The sequence below is a fragment of the Microbacterium oryzae genome, assembly GCF_030406385.1.
Taxonomy (GTDB): Bacteria; Actinomycetota; Actinomycetes; order Actinomycetales; family Microbacteriaceae; genus Microbacterium; species Microbacterium oryzae_A.
The window spans coordinates 33,327-50,159 of sequence record NZ_JAUEPM010000013.1 but is presented as its reverse complement, the minus strand read 5'-3'; the positions used below and the strand labels follow the sequence as shown (position 1 = coordinate 50,159).

Genomic DNA, 16,833 nt, shown 5'->3' with positions numbered 1-16,833 from the left:
GCGCCCGATTCATCTCCGTCGCGAAGTACCCCGGCGAGATCGCGTTGACCTGCACATTGAACCGCGCAAGATCCGCCGCCATCCCCTTCGTCAGCATCGCCACCCCGCCCTTCGACGCCGAATACGGAGCGATCGTCTGCCGCGCCAGCAGCGACTGCACCGACCCGATGTTCACAACCTTCCCCGACCCGCGCTCAACCATCCCCGGCGTCACGAACCGCGACACATAGAACACACTCGACAAGTTCGCCGACACCACCGCATCCCAGTCCGCCACCGCGAACTCCGAAAACGGCGCCCGCCGCTGCACGCCCGCATTGTTCACCAGAATGTCCGGCACACCCCACTCACCCACGAGCTCCGCAACACCCCGCTCCACCGCCGCCGCGTCCGTCACATCGAAAACCGCCATGCCCGGCTCCCGACCCGTCACCTCCGCCAGCACATCGCGCGTCCCAGCGAGCGCATCCCGGTCCCGACCATGCAACACCACCTCCGCACCCGCTTCCGCGAGCGCCAAAGCCAGCGAACGGCCAAGACCCCGCGACGAACCCGTCACCAGAGCCAAGCGACCAGAGACGTCGAAGATGTCCGTCATCAGAAGATCGCGAAGACGATGAGAACGAGCACGAATCCGACGACGGACTCGATGGCCTGCTGCACCGTCCAGGTCTTCAGCGTCGTCTTGACGTCCATGTTCATGAGGCGCCCGACAAGCCAGAAGCCGGAGTCGTTGACGTGGCTGGCGAACACCGAGCCCGCCGCGGCGGCTAGGGTGATCGCGGCGGTGTCGATGGCGCTGAACCCGCCGTCGATGACGGCCGGCGCGAGCAGGCCCGCGGTGGTGACGAGTGCGACGGTGGCCGAGCCCTGCGCGACACGGAGCGCGACGGCGATGATGTAGGCGGCGAAGATGATCGGCAGGCCCAGGTCGGAGAGCGTGCCCGAGAGCGCGTCGCCGATGCCCGACGCCCGCAGGACCCCGCCGAACATGCCGCCGGCGCCGGTGATGAGGATGACCGAGGCGACCGTTCCCAGCGTGCCCTCCACGAGCTTCTCGAGGGCGGAGCCGTTCTCGCCGCGGAACTTGCCGAGCACGAGCAGCGCCACGAACGACGTGATGAGGAGCGCGACCGGCGAGGTGCCGATGAGCATGAGCGCCTGCACCCAGGTCTCGTCGCGGTCGACAGCGCCGACCGAGCCGAGCGCGTTGAGGCCGGTGTTCATGAAGATGAGCACGAGCGGGAGCACGAGAATCCAGATGACCGTCGACGCCTTCGGCGGGTTCTGCGGCTGGTCGTCGTCGGTGGAGCCGAAGAGGGCCGGCACGATCATCGGGTAGCGCGAGTTGACGAACTTGCCCCAGAGGTAGCCGGAGAGGTACCAGGTCGGGAAGGCGATGACGAGGCCGAGGAGCAGGACGATGCCGAGGTCGGCCTCGAAGAACTCCGTCGCCGACACCGGGCCCGGGTGCGGCGGCAGGAAGACGTGCATGACCGAGAAGGCGGCCGCGCCGGAGAATCCGTAGAGGAGCAGGTTCTTGCCGCCGATGCGACGCGCGACGGCGAAGATGATCGGCAGCATGACGACGAGGCCGGCGTCGAAGAAGATCGGGAAGCCGAGGATGAGCGAGGTGACGCCGAGGGCGAAGGCCGCGCGCTTCTCGCCGAAGATCGACACCATCTTCTCGGCGATGACCTTCGCCCCGCCGCTCGACTCGATGAGGCGGCCGAGGATGGCGCCGAGCCCGATGAGCAGCGCGACCGATCCCAGCGTGGAGCCGAAGTTCGCGACCAGGACGTCGTTGACGAGGGCGCTCATCGGGATGCCCGTCGCGATCGCCGTCAACAGCGAGACGACGATGAGCACGAGGAAGGCGTGCAGCCGCACCTTGATGACGAGGAAGAGGATGAGCGCGACGGCCGCGGCCGCGATGGCGAGCAATGGCCCGGCGCCCATCGTCTGAGTCCAGTCTTCCATGGGGTTCTCCGTTGAATCGAGGGATGGAACGCGTATCGCGCTCACCGGGCAGAAAAGGTACTACTTAATAGGCAGATAAGATACTACGTAACGGGCGAGCGAGGGAGCGGGATGGCGCGCGTGCACGGGGATGTGCTGGACGACCTGGGGCGCCGCATCGCCTCCGGAGACCCGCGCCCCGGTTCCGTCTTCACGCTCGCGCAGATCGAGGGCGAGTACGGGGCATCCCGGACCGTCGTCCGCGAAGCCGTGCGCGTGCTGGAGAGCATCCGGATGGTCGCCTCGCGCCGCCGGGTCGGCATCACGGTGCAGCCACGGCAGCAGTGGGACGCGTTCGACCCGCAGCTCATCCGCTGGAATCTCGACGGGCCGTTCCGGCAGCAGCAGCTCGAGGCGCTCATGGAGCTGCGGGTGTCGGTGGAGCCGATGGCCGCTCGTCTCGCCGCCGCGCGGGCGACGGCGGCGCAGCGGGCGGAGCTGCGGCGCCTGGCCGAGCGCCTGCAGGAGCTCGGCGCGCAGGGCCGCGGCGACTCGCCCGACTACCTGCGGACCGACCTCGCCTTTCACGGGACCCTGCTCGAGGCGTCGGGGAACCCGCTGCTCACGGCACTCGTGACCCCCGTGCACGATGTGCTCACCGGGCGCGCGCACCTCGGCCTCACCCCCGGCACACCCGCCCCCGGCACCCTGGAGCAGCACGTGCGAACGGCTCAGGCGATCGCCGCCGCGGACGCCGACGCGGCGGAACGGCATTCCCGTTCGCACATGCGGACGGTCTGGCAGGAGATCGCCGACCACGGCACCTGACCCTGGCCGACTCCGGCGGGGGTGTCAACCCTCAAGGCGCTCTCCCGGGTCTGCCTAGGATATCGGGAAGACCATCGGAAGGCGGGGGATGATCGACGAACGACGGCGACAGCAGGCACTCGACGCGCTGGGGGTGCTGGACACGCCGCCGGATGAGCGCGTGGACCGCATCACGCGGCTCGCGAAGGACATCTTCGGCGTTCCGATGGTGAGCGTCACCCTCATCGATCGCGATCGGCAATGGCGCAAGTCGGAGATCGGCCTCGGCGGACGGGAGGCCCCTCGCGAGGACGCCTTCTGCGACGCGACTGTGCGCCAGGACGCCACCCTCGTGGTCGAGGACGCGTCGACGACCGAGCGGTTCGCCGAGAACCCGTTCGTCGCGGGCGACCCGCACCTGCGCTTCTACGCTGGTCAGCCGCTGCATGCGCCGGGCGGCGAGCCGATCGGCACGCTGTGCCTGCTCGACACGCAGCCCCGCGACTTCGACGACGACGAGCGGAGACTGCTGGGAGACCTCGCCCTCTGGGTGCAGACCGAGCTGGCGAACGAGCAGGAGCTCGACCACGCCGCACTCGTGCAGCGCAACCTCACGCCGCGTCAGCTGCCGAAGGTGCCCGGCTACACGGTCGCCGGCGGCTCGGCCGCCCGGGGTCGCGTCTCGGGCGACTTCTATGACCTGGGCCTGCGCGACGGGCGCATCCGGCTCACCCTCGCCGACGTCATGGGCAAGGGCACGGGCCCCGCCCTGATCGCCTCGGCTGTGCGCGCGTCGCTCCGCACCGCACCCTCTCGGTCCCTCGTCGCCGCCGTCGCCGAGGTGGACCGCCTGCTCGAGGAGGACCTCGGCGACATGACGATGTTCGTCACCGCCGTGCACGCCGACGTTCACGTGGAGACCGGTGCTGTCGAGCTCGTCGACGCCGGACACAGCCTCGCCTTCGTCATGCGCGCGGACGGCTCCTGGCTGCCCGTGCGCTCGACCGGACTTCCGCTGGGCATGGGGATGGTCCCTCCGGAAGACCGGGAGGTCGCTCACGCGGTCCTCGAGTCCGGCGACGCGCTCCTCTGCTGCAGCGACGGTCTTCTCGACGTGCTGGATCCCGAAGACCCCTTCGGGCACGTTGCCCGGATCCTCGACGAGCGCGGGCCGGCGGGCGCGGTGGACGAGGCCCTGCGCCTCGTGGAAGACGCGATCGACGACATCTCCGTGGTCGTCGTCAGGCGCGACGCATGAACGGGCGCTTCGCGGCCATCCGCGTCCTGGCGGTGCTGTCGGTCCTGCTGGGCGTGAACTACGTCGCCTGGCGGTGGCTCGCCTCGGTGAACTGGGAGGCGTGGTGGATCGCTGTTCCGCTCGTGATGGCCGAGACCTACAGCGTCATCGACACCGTGCTGTTCTGCCTCACGATGTGGCGCGCCCGTGATCGGCCGGCGCCGACATCCGACCCGCAGGGCACCGTCGACGTCTTCATCACGACCTACAACGAGCCGATCGAGATGGTGATGCACACGGCGGTCGCCGCGAAGCGCATCGCGTACCCGCATGAGACGTGGATCCTCGACGACGGCGCTCGCGCCGAGCTCGAGCAGGCCGCGGCGGAGGCGGGTATCGGCTATATCCGCCGCTCTGAGGATTGGGACGGCAAGCCGCGCCACGCCAAGGCCGGCAACCTCAACAACGCCCTCTTCCAGACCGACGGGGAGTTCCTCCTCATCCTCGACGCCGACCAGGTGCCCGATCCGCTCATCCTGCATCGCACGCTGGGCTACTTCGCGGACGACCCGGAGGTCGCGCTCGTGCAGACCCCCCAGTGGTTCTCGAACGTCGACGAGGCCGACCCGCTCGGCAGCCAGGCGCCGCTGTTCTACGGTCCGATCCAGCAGGGAAAGGATGGCTGGAACGCCGCGTTCTTCTGCGGATCGAACGCGATCCTCCGCCGCGAGGCGCTCATGCAGCTCGGCATCGTCGGGTACGTGCGCGATGTGGCTGACTCCACCGCGCGCGCCCTCCGCGCCTCCGAGGCGCTGATGCGGCGCGAGATCCGCGCGACGGACGACCCCGAGCTCCGCGAGGAGCTCGTCGCCGTGCGCGACGAGATCATCAAGGCCCGGGCGGCGCTCGCGCAGGGCGAGCCGGTGGCCGACATCACGTTCTCCCTGCGGGCCGTGGTCGACCAGGCGTCGCTGCGTCTGCTCACGCACGACATGGCCGGCATCCGCGATGACCTCGACATCATCCGCAGCCTGCCCGTCGAGCGGGACGCAGAGCTCGATGCGGTCGTCGTCGACGATGCGGCCCTCGACGCCTTCGCCGCCGCCGACCTCTCCCCGCTCGGCGCGCTCGAGGCGGTGGCCGGTCTCGTCGACGCCCTGCGGATCGACCGCTCCGATGAGGCCCAGCCGGTCCTCCCGCTCGCGACCATCTCGGTCACCGAGGACATGGCGACGGCGATGCAGCTGCACGCGCTGGGGTGGCGCAGCGTCTATCACCACGAGATCCTCGCCCGCGGCCTCGCCCCCGAGGACCTCCGGACCATGCTCACGCAGCGCCTCCGATGGGCGCAGGGCACGCTGCAGGTGATGCTGCGCGACAACCCGCTCGTGAAGCGCGGGCTGTCGGGTGGGCAGCGTCTCATGTACTTCGCGACCATGTGGAGCTATCTGTCCGGCTTCACCGCGCTGATCTACATCGCCGCGCCTGTCGTCTACCTCGTCTTCGGCGTGCTCCCGGTGACGGCATGGTCGGTGGACTTCTTCGCCCGGTTCCTGCCGGCGTTCCTCGTCAACCAGCTGCTCTTCCTCGTGGTCGGCCGCGGCATGAAGACATGGCGCGGCCAGCAGTACTCCCTCGCGCTCTTCCCGGTGTGGATCCGCGCGTGCTGGACGGCGTTCGCCAACGTCGTGCTGAAGCAGCCGCTCGGCTTCGCGGTCACCAAGAAGGACGGCCGCGACCCGAACGGCGTCCCGTGGCGTCAGATCTGGCCGCAGCTCACAGCCATGGGCGTGCTCGTCGTGGCGCTCGCCATCGGGGCCGTGCGCGTGTTCGTCGGAACCGCGGATGGTCTCGGCACGCTCGTCAACACGGCCTGGGTCGCGTACGACCTCGTGGTGCTCAGCGTCATCCTCCAGGCGGCCTTCTACCGCGGCCCCGCCCCCGCACCCGCTCCCGACCGAGAGGCAGCAGCATGAACCTGACCACCGACATCCGCCGGCGCTACGCCGTCGTGACGATCACCGGGAGGCTGACGGCCTCCGGCGCGCCGCGCTTGCGGGATGCCGTGAAGGAGCTCGTCGACGCCGGGCACGCGCAGATCGTCGTCGACCTCGGCGCGACGGAGTTCGTCGACTCCTCTGGGCTCGGCGCCCTCATCAGCGGCCTGAAGACCGCGCGCGTGGCGGGCGGCGACCTCCGCATCGCCCAGGTGCCGGCGGGCGTGCGCTCGGTCATGAAGCTGACGAACCTCGATCGCGTGCTGCGCGAGCACGAGTCGGTGGAATCGGCGTTCGATGTCCGCTGACGACCGCACCCGCTGCGCGCGCGTCGAGGGACGCGCGGATCTCACGTTCGTCGACGCCGTCCTCGACGCCCTCGAGAAGCTGTGGGACGAGGCCCCCGACGTCGCCGATGAGGACCGCATGCTCTTCACTCTGGCGGTGTCGGAGATCGTGACGAACGTCGCCACGCACGCGCCCGGCGCTCCGGACCTGGTGACGTCCGCCGAGCTCGAGGTGAGCGAGGAGATGCTGCGCGCGGTGATCAAGGACACCGCGGCGCCCGTGCAGATCGACTGGTCGACCGTCGGCATGCCGGGTGACGAGGCGGAGTCCGGCCGCGGGCTCGCTCTCGCTCAGGCCACGCTCGATCGCCTCGAGCATCGGTCGGACGAGGACGGCAACATCTGGCTGCTCATCCGCCGCGGCGGGGTCACTCGCTCGTAGGCGCCGAGGAGCGCTGCCGGTCGGCGTGCCCCTCGGCGAGGAACGCCAGTCGGCGGAGGGTCTCGTTGTTGCGCGCGTGCAGCATCGGGTCCATGAGGAACTGCGGGATGAGCGTGCCCGGCCCCTCGTCGGCGCGCTCGAGAATGCGGACCACCGAGCCCTCGCCGCGCGGCTTCACCTCGATCGTCACCTTCGCCTCGCCGATCGGCCATCCGCGGGCCTGCAGCACCATCCGGTGCGGCGGGTCCCACTCCAGGCACACGGTGGTGTCGTCGATGAGCGCGGGCCAGCTGCCGAAGGAGTGGTGGAGCCGCGAACCGGTCTGCGGCCACTCGGCCTCGACCTGACGCATGCGCGACGCACCGACCACCCAGACGGGGTACAGCCATCCGTCACCGAGGACGCGGAACAGCGTCTCGGGGCTGCAGCGGATCTCGCGCACATTGCTCGACATGGTCGACCTTCCCGTTCGTTCGGCTCGTGTTCTCACGCTAGGCCGACACGCGGAGCGGAGCGCAGGGCTTGACACACCCGGGGCCCGAGCGCGACGAGCGGAGCGCCCCGGCCGTGCAATCGGTACGGTTGCAGCATGACCGCTGCTCCTGTCGACCCCACGTCCACATCGGCCTGGGCCGAGCTCGACGCGCATCGCGCGGGCTTCACCCCCGACCTCCGCGGCTGGTTCGCCGCCGATTCCGCACGCGCGGAGCGGCTGAGCCTGCCGCTCGCCGATCTGCACGTGGATCTCTCCAAGAACCTCGTGACCGACGACATCCTCGCCTCGCTCGTGCGCCTCGCCGAGCAGACGGGCGTGGCGGAGCGCTTCGCCGCGATGCTCGAGGGCGCTCACATCAACACCACCGAGGACCGCGCGGTGCTGCACACCGCTCTGCGCCGCCCCGCCGGTGCGGAGCCCGCGCTCGTCGTCGACGGCCAGCACGTCGACGCCGACGTGCAGGCGGTTCTGGAGAAGGTGTCCGCATTCGCCGACCGCGTCCGCAGCGGCGAGTGGCGCGGCGTGACCGGCAAGCGCGTCACGCACGTCGTCAACATCGGCATCGGCGGCTCCGACCTCGGGCCGGTCATGGTCTACGAGGCACTGGAGCCGTATGCCGACGCGGGCATCCAGGCGCGCTTCATCTCCAACATCGACCCCACCGACCTGGCGCAGAAGGTGGCCGACCTCGACGCGGAGACCACGCTCTTCATCGTCGCGTCGAAGACGTTCACGACCCTCGAGACGCTGACCAACGCGCGGCTCGCACGTGACTGGCTGTGGGCGCAGCTCGAGGAGAAGGGCGCGATCTCCTCCGACGAGGCCGCGCACACCGACGCCGTCGCGCATCACTTCGTCGCGGTGTCGACCGCCCTGGACAAGGTCGCCGACTTCGGGATCGACCCCGCGAACGCGTTCGGCTTCTGGGACTGGGTCGGCGGCCGCTACTCCGTCGACTCCGCCATCGGCACGTCGCTCGCGATCGTGCTCGGACCGGAGGCGTTCCGCGAGCTGCTGGCTGGCTTCCACGCCGTCGACGAGCACGTCCGCACCACCCCGATCGCGCAGAATGTGCCCGTCCTCATGGGCCTCCTCAACGTCTGGTACACGAACTTCCTCGGCGCGCAGTCGCATGCCGTTCTCCCCTACGCGCAGCAGCTGAATCGCTTCGCCGCGTACCTTCAGCAGCTCACGATGGAGTCGAACGGCAAGTCCGTCCGATGGGACGGCTCCCCCGTCACCACCGACACCGGCGAGATCTTCTGGGGCGAGCCCGGCACCAACGGCCAGCACGCGTTCTACCAGCTGATCCACCAGGGCACTCGGCTCATCCCCGCCGACTTCATCGCGTTCGCGAACCCCGCGTACCCGCTGCAGGACGGCGGGCGCGATGTGCACGGGCTGCTGCTGGCGAACTTCCTCGCACAGACGAAGGCGCTCGCGTTCGGCAAGACCGCCGACGAGGTCGAGGCCGAGGGCACGACCGGGCCCCTCGTCGCGGCGCGCACGTTCCCCGGCAACCGGCCCACGACGTCGATCTTCGCGCCGGCGCTGACGCCCGCCGTGCTCGGTCAGCTCATCGCGCTGTACGAGCACATCGTCTTCACGCAGGGCGCGATCTGGGGCATCAACTCCTTCGATCAGTGGGGCGTGGAGCTCGGCAAGCAGCTGGCGCTGCAGATCGCCCCCGCGCTCGAGGGCGACGAGGAGGCGCTCGAGGCGCAGGACCAGTCGACCCAGGCGCTCCTCGCGTACTACCGCGAGCAGCGGAAGCACTGACACACGATGAGGGGGCCGGCCACGTGGCCGGCCCCCTCTGTCATGCGCTCGACCGTCATGCGCGAGGTACGGGCACGATCTCCACATCGCGCAGCTCGCCCCCGTCGACCACCGCGGTCATGATCGTGCACACGGGCTGGCGCCGCCGGTCGGTCGGCGAGCCGGGGTTCAGCAGCCGCATACCGCCCGGAGTCGTGGAGTCCCACGGGATGTGGCTGTGACCGAAGACGAGCACGTCGATCCGGCGGTCTCCGTAGGCGGCGTCCATCCGCTCCTCCCGACCGCGCGCCGCTCCCGTCTCGTGGACCACGGCCATCCGCAGCCCCTCGACGGACTCGACGGCGACCTCGGGCAGACGCGCTCGCAGAACGGCGCCGTCGTTGTTGCCCCACACGGCGATGAGGCGCGACGCGCGCTTCTCCAGCGCGTCGAGCGTGGCGACGTCGACCCAGTCGCCGGCGTGCACGACGACGTCCGCCGTGTCGACCGCGCGCCAGACCTCATCGGAGAGGCGCTTCGCCCGCGCGGGCACGTGCGTGTCGGAGAGGAGGAGCAGCCGCGTCACCATGCGGTCATCCCATCGTGTTGATGATCAGGCCGATGTGCGTGAAGAAGTTCAGCGCGCCGAAGCCGACGAAGGCCGCTCCCGAGAGGAGCCACGCGGCGGCCATGACGACCGTGACGGGCCGCGGCTTCCCGTGCGAGGAGAAACCCTTCAGCGCGAACGGGAAGAGCACGCTGCCGACGCCGACGAGGGCGAAAAGCCCCGACATGAAGATCGCCTCGACCCACGGGTAGTCCGCGAATGCGCCGGAGATGGGCTCCTCGGGCGGTGCCGCGAAGAGCTGGAAGACGAGTCCCGCGGCCGCGATCGCGAAGAGCGCCAGGCCGAGCCCGAACACGAAGACCCCGAGCGGCCGCGCGACCGCGGCGACGTACGCGGCAGGATCGGCGGCCTCGCGGATGCGATCGGCGCGGCGCCAGAGGAAGAAGGCCGCGGCGAGCAGCAGCACGCCGAGCCCGAGGCTGGTCTCGCCGAAGATGATGTTGTCGAACGGGAAGTACGCGGCGAAGGGCCACGTCAGCGTCATGTGCGCGCCGGTCAGGGTGAGGATGAAGCCCGGCACGCCCGCGGCGAGCGCCCACCCGTCGGACACGACCTCCTTCTCCCGCACCAGCGCGCGGCCGAGGGCGACGAGCAGGATGAGCCCGGCCCCCGCCGCGAGGGACATGATCGTGTTGTAGGTGGGCATCTGGGTCCAGTCGATGACCAGACCCCCCGCTTCGGTGGAGTGCAACGGTTGTCCTTCTCGTCAGTCGTGACGGCTCTTCGCCGCGCAGGGGCGCACGGAGGCCGCGGCCCGCTCGATGCGGACCGCGGCCTTCGGAGTCAGATGTCCTCGGGTGCGAGGTCGCCCTCGCCGTCCTCCCCGAGCTCCGCGATGAGCGGGTCGTCGGCCTGGCTCTCGGGCTGGAGGCCCGCCTCGGGCTGGTCGATCCGCGGGATCTGGTCCTCGTCGGAAGCCAGCTCGTCGGGGTCCGCACCCGTCGCGGTGTCGATGGCGCCGTCCGGGCCGACCGGCTCGCCGGCGTCGAGGGCCTCGGTGCGCTCCCACTCGGCCTGCGCCGGGTCGTCGGAGGGATCGGGGTACGACGTCGCCTCGCCCTCGCGAATGGGCTGGATGGCGTCGGGGTCATCGACGATGTGGCTGTCGCGCGGTTCGGCGTCCATGGTCGTCCTCCTCTGTCGGCGGTGCTTGCGATGCCTCCACTCTGCGCGCGCTTCGCGCCCAGGTCACGGGGTTGACGCGTCGAAGGCGTGCGCGGTACCGGGCGTCAGCGACGCCGGCTCGCCAGCAGCGCATGCAGCAGCGGCAGCACCGAGGCGCCCATGAGCCACGCACCCAGGTCGACGTCGGCGGCCTGCAGGATGGCGCCGGAGAGCACCAGAGCCCCGAAGAGGATGGCGGACATGAGTCGGCGCAGCCGGCTCTCCAGGCGCGCGAGCCATCGCTCCACGCTCGGCGTGGTCACCGCGATCGAGCCGTCCTCGAGCCGGGCGGCGAGCCGGTCGACCCGCTGCGGCAGGCGCAGGGCGACCCCGGCCACCTCCACCGCCTCCTTCGCGGCGTCCCGCATCACGTTGCGCCGCTCATCGCGGAGGAGCTGTGCGGCGTACGGTTCGACGGAGTCCCAGAGGTTGAACTGCGGATCGAGCGCGCTGCACACGCCTGAGGTGAGGGAGGCGGCGCGGATGACGAGGAGGAAGTTCTCCGGCAGCTGGAAGGGGAGCGAGCGCACCAGGTCGCCGAACTCCGTCGCGAAGTCGCGGAACTCCCGCGGGTCGACCTCGCGGAGCTGGGCGAAGCCCATCCCCCCGAAGCGCGCGAACAGCTGCGTCATGGCCCGTTCGAGCTCGGCGGTGTCGGCCGAGGGCAGCAGCGCACCGACGTCCTGCACCGCGGCGACGAGACCACCGCCATCCCGTGCGGCAGCCGCGATGAGGAGCCGACGGAGACCCCGGCGCGTCGAGTCGGGGACCGCGCCCATCATCCCGAAGTCGATGAACGTCAGCTTCCAGCTGCCGTCGGCACCGGGCGTGACGAAGATGTTCCCGGGGTGCGGATCGGCGTGGAAGTAGCCCGTGCCGAACATCTGGTCGAACATGACCGCCGCGAAGACCGGCGCCACGGCGGCCGGATCGATCCCCGCCGCACGGAGCCCCTCGGCGTGGGTGATCTTGATCGCCGTGACATCCTCGAGGGTGAGGACGCGTCTGGTCGTCCGCTCCCAGATGACGGCGGGGATGGCCACGCGCGCGTCTCCGGCGAAATCCCCCGCGAAGCGCTCCGACGCGGCGGCCTCATGGAGATAGTCGATCTCCTCCAGGGAGGTGGCGGCGAACTCGGCCACGAGAGCGGGAGCGTCGACACGCGAGGACACCGCGCGGACGCGGCTCAGCCACCCGCCCACCCGCCGCAGTGCGGCCAGGTCGACCGCGACGATCTCGTCGATCCCGGGCCGCTGCACCTTCACGACGACGTCGGCGATGCCCGTCTCGGCGGCGTCATCCGCCCGAAGGCGCGCGCGGTGGGCCTGCCCGAGCGACGCCGCGGCGATGGGCCGCTCCTCGATCTCGGCGAAGGCCCGCTCGAACGGCACCCCGAGCTCGGCCTCGGCGAGGGTGCGGATGGCCGCGAACGGCACCGGGGGAACCTCGTCCTGCAGACCGGCGAGTTCCGAGGTCACCTCGGGTGGCAGCACGTCCAGGCGCGATGAGAGGAACTGGCCGACCTTGATCATGAGGCCGCCGAGGTCGACGGCGAGCACGCGGAACCGCCGGGCGAAGCGCAGCAGGCGCCTCGTCCGGCTGCGATCCGCGACCCGCTGCAGCCCGATCCGCGGCAGGAGCAGCTCGTACCACCACTGGACGGCGAGATTCCAGGCGGCGAATCGGAGGATGCGTCGGTAGCGGGAGCGCGCGGCCGGACGGACCGGCGCTCCCTCTGCCGATGCCACCGGCGCTCAGCCCTGCGCGAGGATGGCGTAGAGCCGACGGCGTGCGTCTTCGAGGACGCCGACAGCCTCCTGCACCTGCTCGAGCGTTCCGGTGCGACCCACCTGGGCGGCGGCCTGCGCGAGGTCGATGCCGGCCTTCGGGAGCGCGCCGAACCCGGCGTGCTCGCCGCGGTGCGACGACTCCCACGGCGCCTGCGACTTCGCGGCCTCCGCGTGGCCGAGGTCGGTCATGATGTACGTCTTGCGCCCATCCGACTCCTCGGTCGTCACGAGACCCTCGTCCGCAAGCAGCTGCAGGGTCGGGTACACCGAGCCGGCGCTCGGCTTCCACGAGCCGCCGCTGCGCTCCTCGATCTCGCGGATGATCTGGTACCCGTGCATGGGCTGTTCGGCCAGCAGCGCGAGGACGGCTGCGCGGACGTCGCCGCGACCCATCCGACCGCTGCTGCCGCGTTTGTCGAACGATGCACGCAGCTGGTCCATCATCTGCCACATGCCGTCCAGCGGATTGCCGGCGCCGAATGGACCGGTGGGGAATGAACTGCTCATGGTGGCCTCCTTCACGACCGTCGAACGATACTCGACGATATGTCGTCCAGCGCCCGTGCACCAGGGGTTCTCGTGCGGCTCTCGACCCTCAGCCGGCTGACCGGACGAGGACGCGCCCCTCCTCCACCTTCACGTCCCAGCGCGGCTGCGGCACACTCGCGGGGCCACGCTTCACGGCCCCGTCCGCCGTGTCGAAGCGGCTGCCGTGCCAGGGGCAGGTGACGCAGCCGTTCTCGTCGAGGGCGCCCTCCTCCAGCGGCCCGCCCGCGTGCGAGCAGACGGCGGAGATCGCGCGCAGCTCGCCGCGCTGCCGCACGAGGAGCACGGGCACGTCGTCGACGTCCACGCGGTTGAGCGTCCCCTCTCCGAGGTCCGCGTCGGCTGCCACGTCCGTCCATTCCGTGGTCTCGTCCTGGAACGCGGTGTTGTTCACGCCCACGCCGCGAGCGAAGGAGAGGTGACCGCCGAGGTAGGCCGAGCCGAGGGTCAGCCCCATCGCGAGGAGGCTGAGCCCGGCCCCGAGGCCGCGGTGGCCGCGGCGACGCGCGAACCAGGAGACGGTCTGGAGGACCGTGGCGACGCCGTTCATCGCGCCGTGCACGAGACCCACGCGCCGGTCCTCGCCGGTCGTGTCGGACCAGTCCGATGCGCCGGACATCGCGGTGGGCGCGGAGGCGAGGATCCCCACCCCGACCAGCCGGCGCGAAGCCGCTGCGGTGTCGTCCCCGCCGAAGAGGTCGAGGAGCGTCGCCGAGGTGAAGGCGCCGATCGGGATGTCGGTGAGCATCGGGTGCAGCTGGTGCCCGAGCCACGAGCCCGAGAGCAGATTCTTCACCGGGGTCGCGCGCGTGGCGGCGGTGACCCATCCCGACACCTTCTTCGCGGGGACGTCGAGCCCCTTCACGCCGCCGATCGCGCTCAGGGCGCCTCGCATCATCTCCGTGGCCTGGGGCATGTCGTTCGCTCCTCGATCCGTTCTCGGTCAGTGCATCGTGTCGGGGTCGGCGTCGCCGACGTGGCCCGGCAGCGTGGCGGAGAGGACGCGCTCGACGAACGCCGCGTACTCATCCATGTAGTGCCGCAGGAACTTCTCCGTGCCCGCGTCCTTCACCTCGCCGTCGTCGCCGTACGCCTCAGCGTGGAAGGTGATGTACGCCTCGGGGGCGTTGAGCTGCGGGGCGTCGAGGAAGCTCAGCACGCTGCGCATCGACGCCTGCATGACGGCCGTGCCGATGGCGCCAGGGGACGCGCCGATGATGCCCGTGGGCTTGCGGGCGAAGGAGTTCTGACCCCACGGCCGCGATCCCCAGTCGATTGCGTTCTTCAGCGGCGCCGGAATGGAGCGGTTGTACTCGGGCGAGACGAACAGCAGGCCGTCGGCGCTTGCGATCGCGTTCTTGAACTCCGTCACCGCGGGATCCGGGTCGAGCTCGTCGTCGCGGTTGTACAGCGGCAGGTCGCGGATGGAGATCTCGGTGAGCTCCAGCTCGTCGGGCGCGAGTCGCACGAGCGCCTTCGCGAGGACGCGGTTGATGGAGTCGTGCGAGAGGCTGCCGACGAGGTAGCCGATGCGGTGGGTCATGACGCTCCTTCGTCCGGTGTCGGTGTCTCCGGTATAGCCGCTCTCGCGCTCGGCGTCACGGGGTTGCGCGCGAGGGCCTCCCCTGCCACAAGATGAGGGATGGCACAGGACGAGCGCGCTCTCACCGATGCGGATCTCGAGGAGCTCCGCGCCCTGCTGGTCGCCGACCGCGCACGGACCGAGTGCCTGCTCGCGTCGCTCACCGGCACCTTCACGTCGATCGTGGCGGCGTCGCAGGACACCGCGAACGACGACGAGCACGACCCGGAGGGCTCGACGATCGCCTTCGAGCGCTCGCAGACGTCGACGCTGCTCTCGGCGTCGCGCAGCCGCCTGGTCGACATCGACGCCGCGCTGACTCGCATCGCAGAGGGCCGCTACGGGTTCTGCGAGCGCTGCGCCCGCCCCATCCCCCGGGGGAGGCTGGCGGCGCGGCCGACCGCGCTGACCTGCGTCGCCTGCGCGACATAGGAGCCGCGCGCGACAAGCGCAACCCCTGCCGGCGGATGGCACGGGTCGTTACCCTCGGACGATGCGACTCCAGCGGCTCATCCTGATCCGACACGGCGAGAGCGTGGGCAACGAGGCGGCGAGCGCCGCCGAGTTCTCCGGCGACGAGGTCATCGACCTGCCCTTCCGCGATGCCGACACCCCGCTCTCCCCCACGGGCGAAGCGCAGGCGGAAGCCCTGGGCGCGGCGCTGCGCGAACTCGGCGTCGGTCTCGAGACCGCGGTGTGGACGTCCCCCTACCGTCGCGCCGTGCAGACGGCGGCGCGCGCGCTGGAGGCCGCGGGCCTCGAGCGTCCGGCCGCGGCCGACGAGCGCCTCCGCGATCGCGAGCTGGGCATCCTCGACCACCTCACCTCGCACGGCGTGCTGGCCCGCTACCCCTCCGAGACCGAGCGGCGCGCTCACCTGGGCAAGTTCTTCTACCGTCCGCCGGGCGGCGAGTCGTGGGCGGATGTCGCCCTGCGACTCCGCTCGTTCCTCACCGAGGCGCGGGGCGGCTCCGCCGAGACCGGCGCGGTCTTCGCGCACGAGGCGATCATCCATCTTCTCCGCTACGTCCTCGAGGGCTGGGACGAGCATCAGGTGCTCGCGGCCGCCGTCGAGGCGCCCGCCCCGAACGCGTCTGTCACGCTTCTCGAGCGCGGCGCCGAGGGCACGTGGAGCGCCTCGGTCGTCGGCGACGTCAGTCATCTGCGGGCGCAGGGCGTCGAGGCGACTCTCCACGCCGGCCGTCCCGACCCACGAGTGGACGGCGCGGCCGAGGCAGGCGAGGAGGTGTCCCATGTCTCGGCGGAATGAGCGCGTCTCGCCGCGCCTGCTGCGCGGGTGGGGGCTGCCCTCCCCCGGCGGGTCGAAGTACGACCGCGGCACGGTGCTCGTCGTCGGCGGGTCACTCCGCAGCCCGGGCGCCGCCATGCTCGCGGGCACGGCGGCCCTGCGCGTCGGCGCCGGCAAGATCACGCTCGGCGTCGCGCGCTCGGTGGCGGCCGGTGTCGCCGTCGCCGTGCCCGAATCGGGCGTGGTGCCGTTGCCCGACGACGCCGCCGGCTCCGTCCGCGGCGATGCGACGGCCGCTCTCCTGCCCGAGCTCGAGAAGAAGAGCGCGGTGCTCATCGGGTCGGGGCTCGACGACATCGACGCGACGCGGGAGATCGTCTCGGGTCTCGTCGCCGGGGCGCCCGAGGCGCTCGTCTTCGTGCTCGACGCCTATGCTCTCGCCGCGGTGGCCGATCAGCCGGAGCTCGTGCGGCCGCTGCGCGACCGTCTGATCCTGACACCGAACCCGGTCGAGCTCGCCACATTGCTCGGCGACGGCGAGGAGATCGCGCCTGACGACGCGCGTCGCATCCGCCGCGCCGCCCAGGAGATCGCCCGCCGCTTCGGCGCCGCGGTCGCCACGCAGGCGCTCGTCGCGGCGCCCGACGGCGCGACCTGGACCTTGAAGGCGGGAGGTCCGGGGCTCGGCACCTCAGGCAGCGGCGACGTGCTCGCCGGCGCGGTCACCGGCTTCGCCGCGCGCGGCATCTCCCCCGCGCACGCTGCCGTGTGGGGCACGTACGTCCACGCGGCGGCGGGCGATCAGCTCGCACACGGCGAGGATGGCGTGGGCTACCTGGCCGGGGAGCTGCCGGCCCGGTTCCCCCGGATCATCGCCGACCTCGCCTGAGC

The 16,833-nt window shown here is 71.0% G+C and carries 19 protein-coding genes; 9 read left to right on the top strand and 10 right to left on the bottom strand.

The features are described from left to right. On the bottom strand, positions 1-598 hold a 598-nt coding region (locus QWJ90_RS14250; RefSeq protein ID WP_290108532.1), incomplete at its 3' end, for an SDR family NAD(P)-dependent oxidoreductase. Further along, positions 598-1,980: a GntP family permease gene (locus QWJ90_RS14245; protein WP_290108531.1), complete on the bottom strand. Its 1,383-nt coding sequence runs from the start codon at positions 1,978-1,980 to the stop codon at positions 598-600. The genes QWJ90_RS14250 and QWJ90_RS14245, both read right to left, overlap by 1 nt. 111 nt (positions 1,981-2,091) lie before the next feature. On the opposite strand from QWJ90_RS14245, the gene QWJ90_RS14240 reads away from it, so the two are divergent. The 5 genes from QWJ90_RS14240 (at position 2,092) to QWJ90_RS14220 (ending at position 6,729) form a co-directional block, all read left to right on the top strand. Then, positions 2,092-2,787, top strand: coding sequence for a FadR/GntR family transcriptional regulator (locus QWJ90_RS14240; protein WP_290108530.1), 696 nt, complete (start codon positions 2,092-2,094; stop codon positions 2,785-2,787). An 88-nt stretch (positions 2,788-2,875) separates the two neighbouring features. Beyond that, positions 2,876-4,024, top strand: a complete 1,149-nt coding sequence (locus QWJ90_RS14235) for a PP2C family protein-serine/threonine phosphatase (RefSeq protein ID WP_290108529.1) — start codon at positions 2,876-2,878, stop codon at positions 4,022-4,024. After that, positions 4,021-5,979, top strand: coding sequence for a glycosyltransferase (locus QWJ90_RS14230; RefSeq protein ID WP_290108527.1), 1,959 nt, complete (start codon positions 4,021-4,023; stop codon positions 5,977-5,979). The genes QWJ90_RS14235 and QWJ90_RS14230 overlap by 4 nt, the downstream gene beginning before the upstream one ends. Then, positions 5,976-6,308 carry an STAS domain-containing protein gene (locus QWJ90_RS14225; RefSeq protein WP_156241726.1) on the top strand — a complete coding sequence of 111 codons (333 nt, stop codon included), beginning with the start codon at positions 5,976-5,978 and terminating at the stop codon, positions 6,306-6,308. Before QWJ90_RS14230 ends, QWJ90_RS14225 begins: the two co-directional genes overlap by 4 nt. Next, positions 6,298-6,729: an ATP-binding protein gene (locus QWJ90_RS14220; protein WP_290108524.1), complete on the top strand. Its 432-nt coding sequence runs from the start codon at positions 6,298-6,300 to the stop codon at positions 6,727-6,729. Before QWJ90_RS14225 ends, QWJ90_RS14220 begins: the two co-directional genes overlap by 11 nt. On the opposite strand, the gene QWJ90_RS14215 is transcribed toward QWJ90_RS14220, so the two are convergent. After that, complete coding sequence (locus QWJ90_RS14215; protein ID WP_290108523.1) at positions 6,716-7,183, bottom strand: SRPBCC family protein; 468 nt, start codon at positions 7,181-7,183, stop codon at positions 6,716-6,718. The two genes, QWJ90_RS14220 and QWJ90_RS14215, sit on opposite strands and share 14 nt — an antisense overlap. Positions 7,184-7,318: 135 nt before the next feature. Here QWJ90_RS14215 and pgi point away from each other — a divergent pair, with 135 nt between their 5' ends. After that, complete coding sequence (pgi, locus tag QWJ90_RS14210; protein WP_290108522.1) at positions 7,319-9,004, top strand: glucose-6-phosphate isomerase; 1,686 nt, start codon at positions 7,319-7,321, stop codon at positions 9,002-9,004. Between the two features lie 55 nt (positions 9,005-9,059). Here pgi and QWJ90_RS14205 read toward each other — a convergent pair whose 3' ends face one another. From QWJ90_RS14205 to QWJ90_RS14175, 7 genes are all read right to left on the bottom strand, one after another. Next, positions 9,060-9,572, bottom strand: a complete 513-nt coding sequence (locus QWJ90_RS14205; protein ID WP_290108521.1) for a metallophosphoesterase family protein — start codon at positions 9,570-9,572, stop codon at positions 9,060-9,062. A 4-nt stretch (positions 9,573-9,576) separates the two neighbouring features. Continuing rightward, positions 9,577-10,302: a DUF981 family protein gene (locus QWJ90_RS14200; RefSeq protein ID WP_290108520.1), complete on the bottom strand. Its 726-nt coding sequence runs from the start codon at positions 10,300-10,302 to the stop codon at positions 9,577-9,579. A 92-nt stretch (positions 10,303-10,394) separates the two neighbouring features. After that, positions 10,395-10,736, bottom strand: a complete 342-nt coding sequence (locus QWJ90_RS14195; RefSeq protein ID WP_290108519.1) for a sugar ABC transporter ATPase — start codon at positions 10,734-10,736, stop codon at positions 10,395-10,397. Between the two features lie 104 nt (positions 10,737-10,840). After that, positions 10,841-12,523: an ABC1 kinase family protein gene (locus QWJ90_RS14190; RefSeq protein WP_290108518.1), complete on the bottom strand. Its 1,683-nt coding sequence runs from the start codon at positions 12,521-12,523 to the stop codon at positions 10,841-10,843. A 6-nt stretch (positions 12,524-12,529) separates the two neighbouring features. Then, entirely contained in the window at positions 12,530-13,072 is a 543-nt protein-coding gene (locus tag QWJ90_RS14185) for a PadR family transcriptional regulator (protein WP_290108517.1), read from the bottom strand. Between the two features lie 88 nt (positions 13,073-13,160). Then, on the bottom strand, positions 13,161-14,027 hold the full coding sequence (locus tag QWJ90_RS14180) for a Rieske 2Fe-2S domain-containing protein (protein ID WP_290108516.1): 867 nt from the start codon (positions 14,025-14,027) through the stop codon (positions 13,161-13,163). A 27-nt stretch (positions 14,028-14,054) separates the two neighbouring features. Further along, entirely contained in the window at positions 14,055-14,654 is a 600-nt protein-coding gene (locus QWJ90_RS14175; protein WP_290108515.1) for an NADPH-dependent FMN reductase, read from the bottom strand. 99 nt (positions 14,655-14,753) lie between these two features. On the opposite strand from QWJ90_RS14175, the gene QWJ90_RS14170 reads away from it, so the two are divergent. The 3 genes from QWJ90_RS14170 (at position 14,754) to QWJ90_RS14160 (ending at position 16,831) form a co-directional block, all read left to right on the top strand. Next, positions 14,754-15,125, top strand: a complete 372-nt coding sequence (locus QWJ90_RS14170; RefSeq protein WP_290108514.1) for a TraR/DksA family transcriptional regulator — start codon at positions 14,754-14,756, stop codon at positions 15,123-15,125. 61 nt (positions 15,126-15,186) lie between these two features. Beyond that, complete coding sequence (locus tag QWJ90_RS14165) at positions 15,187-15,963, top strand: histidine phosphatase family protein (protein WP_290108513.1); 777 nt, start codon at positions 15,187-15,189, stop codon at positions 15,961-15,963. After that, positions 15,947-16,831: an NAD(P)H-hydrate dehydratase gene (locus tag QWJ90_RS14160; RefSeq protein ID WP_290108512.1), complete on the top strand. Its 885-nt coding sequence runs from the start codon at positions 15,947-15,949 to the stop codon at positions 16,829-16,831. Before QWJ90_RS14165 ends, QWJ90_RS14160 begins: the two co-directional genes overlap by 17 nt. The last annotated feature ends 2 nt before the right edge of the window (positions 16,832-16,833 follow it).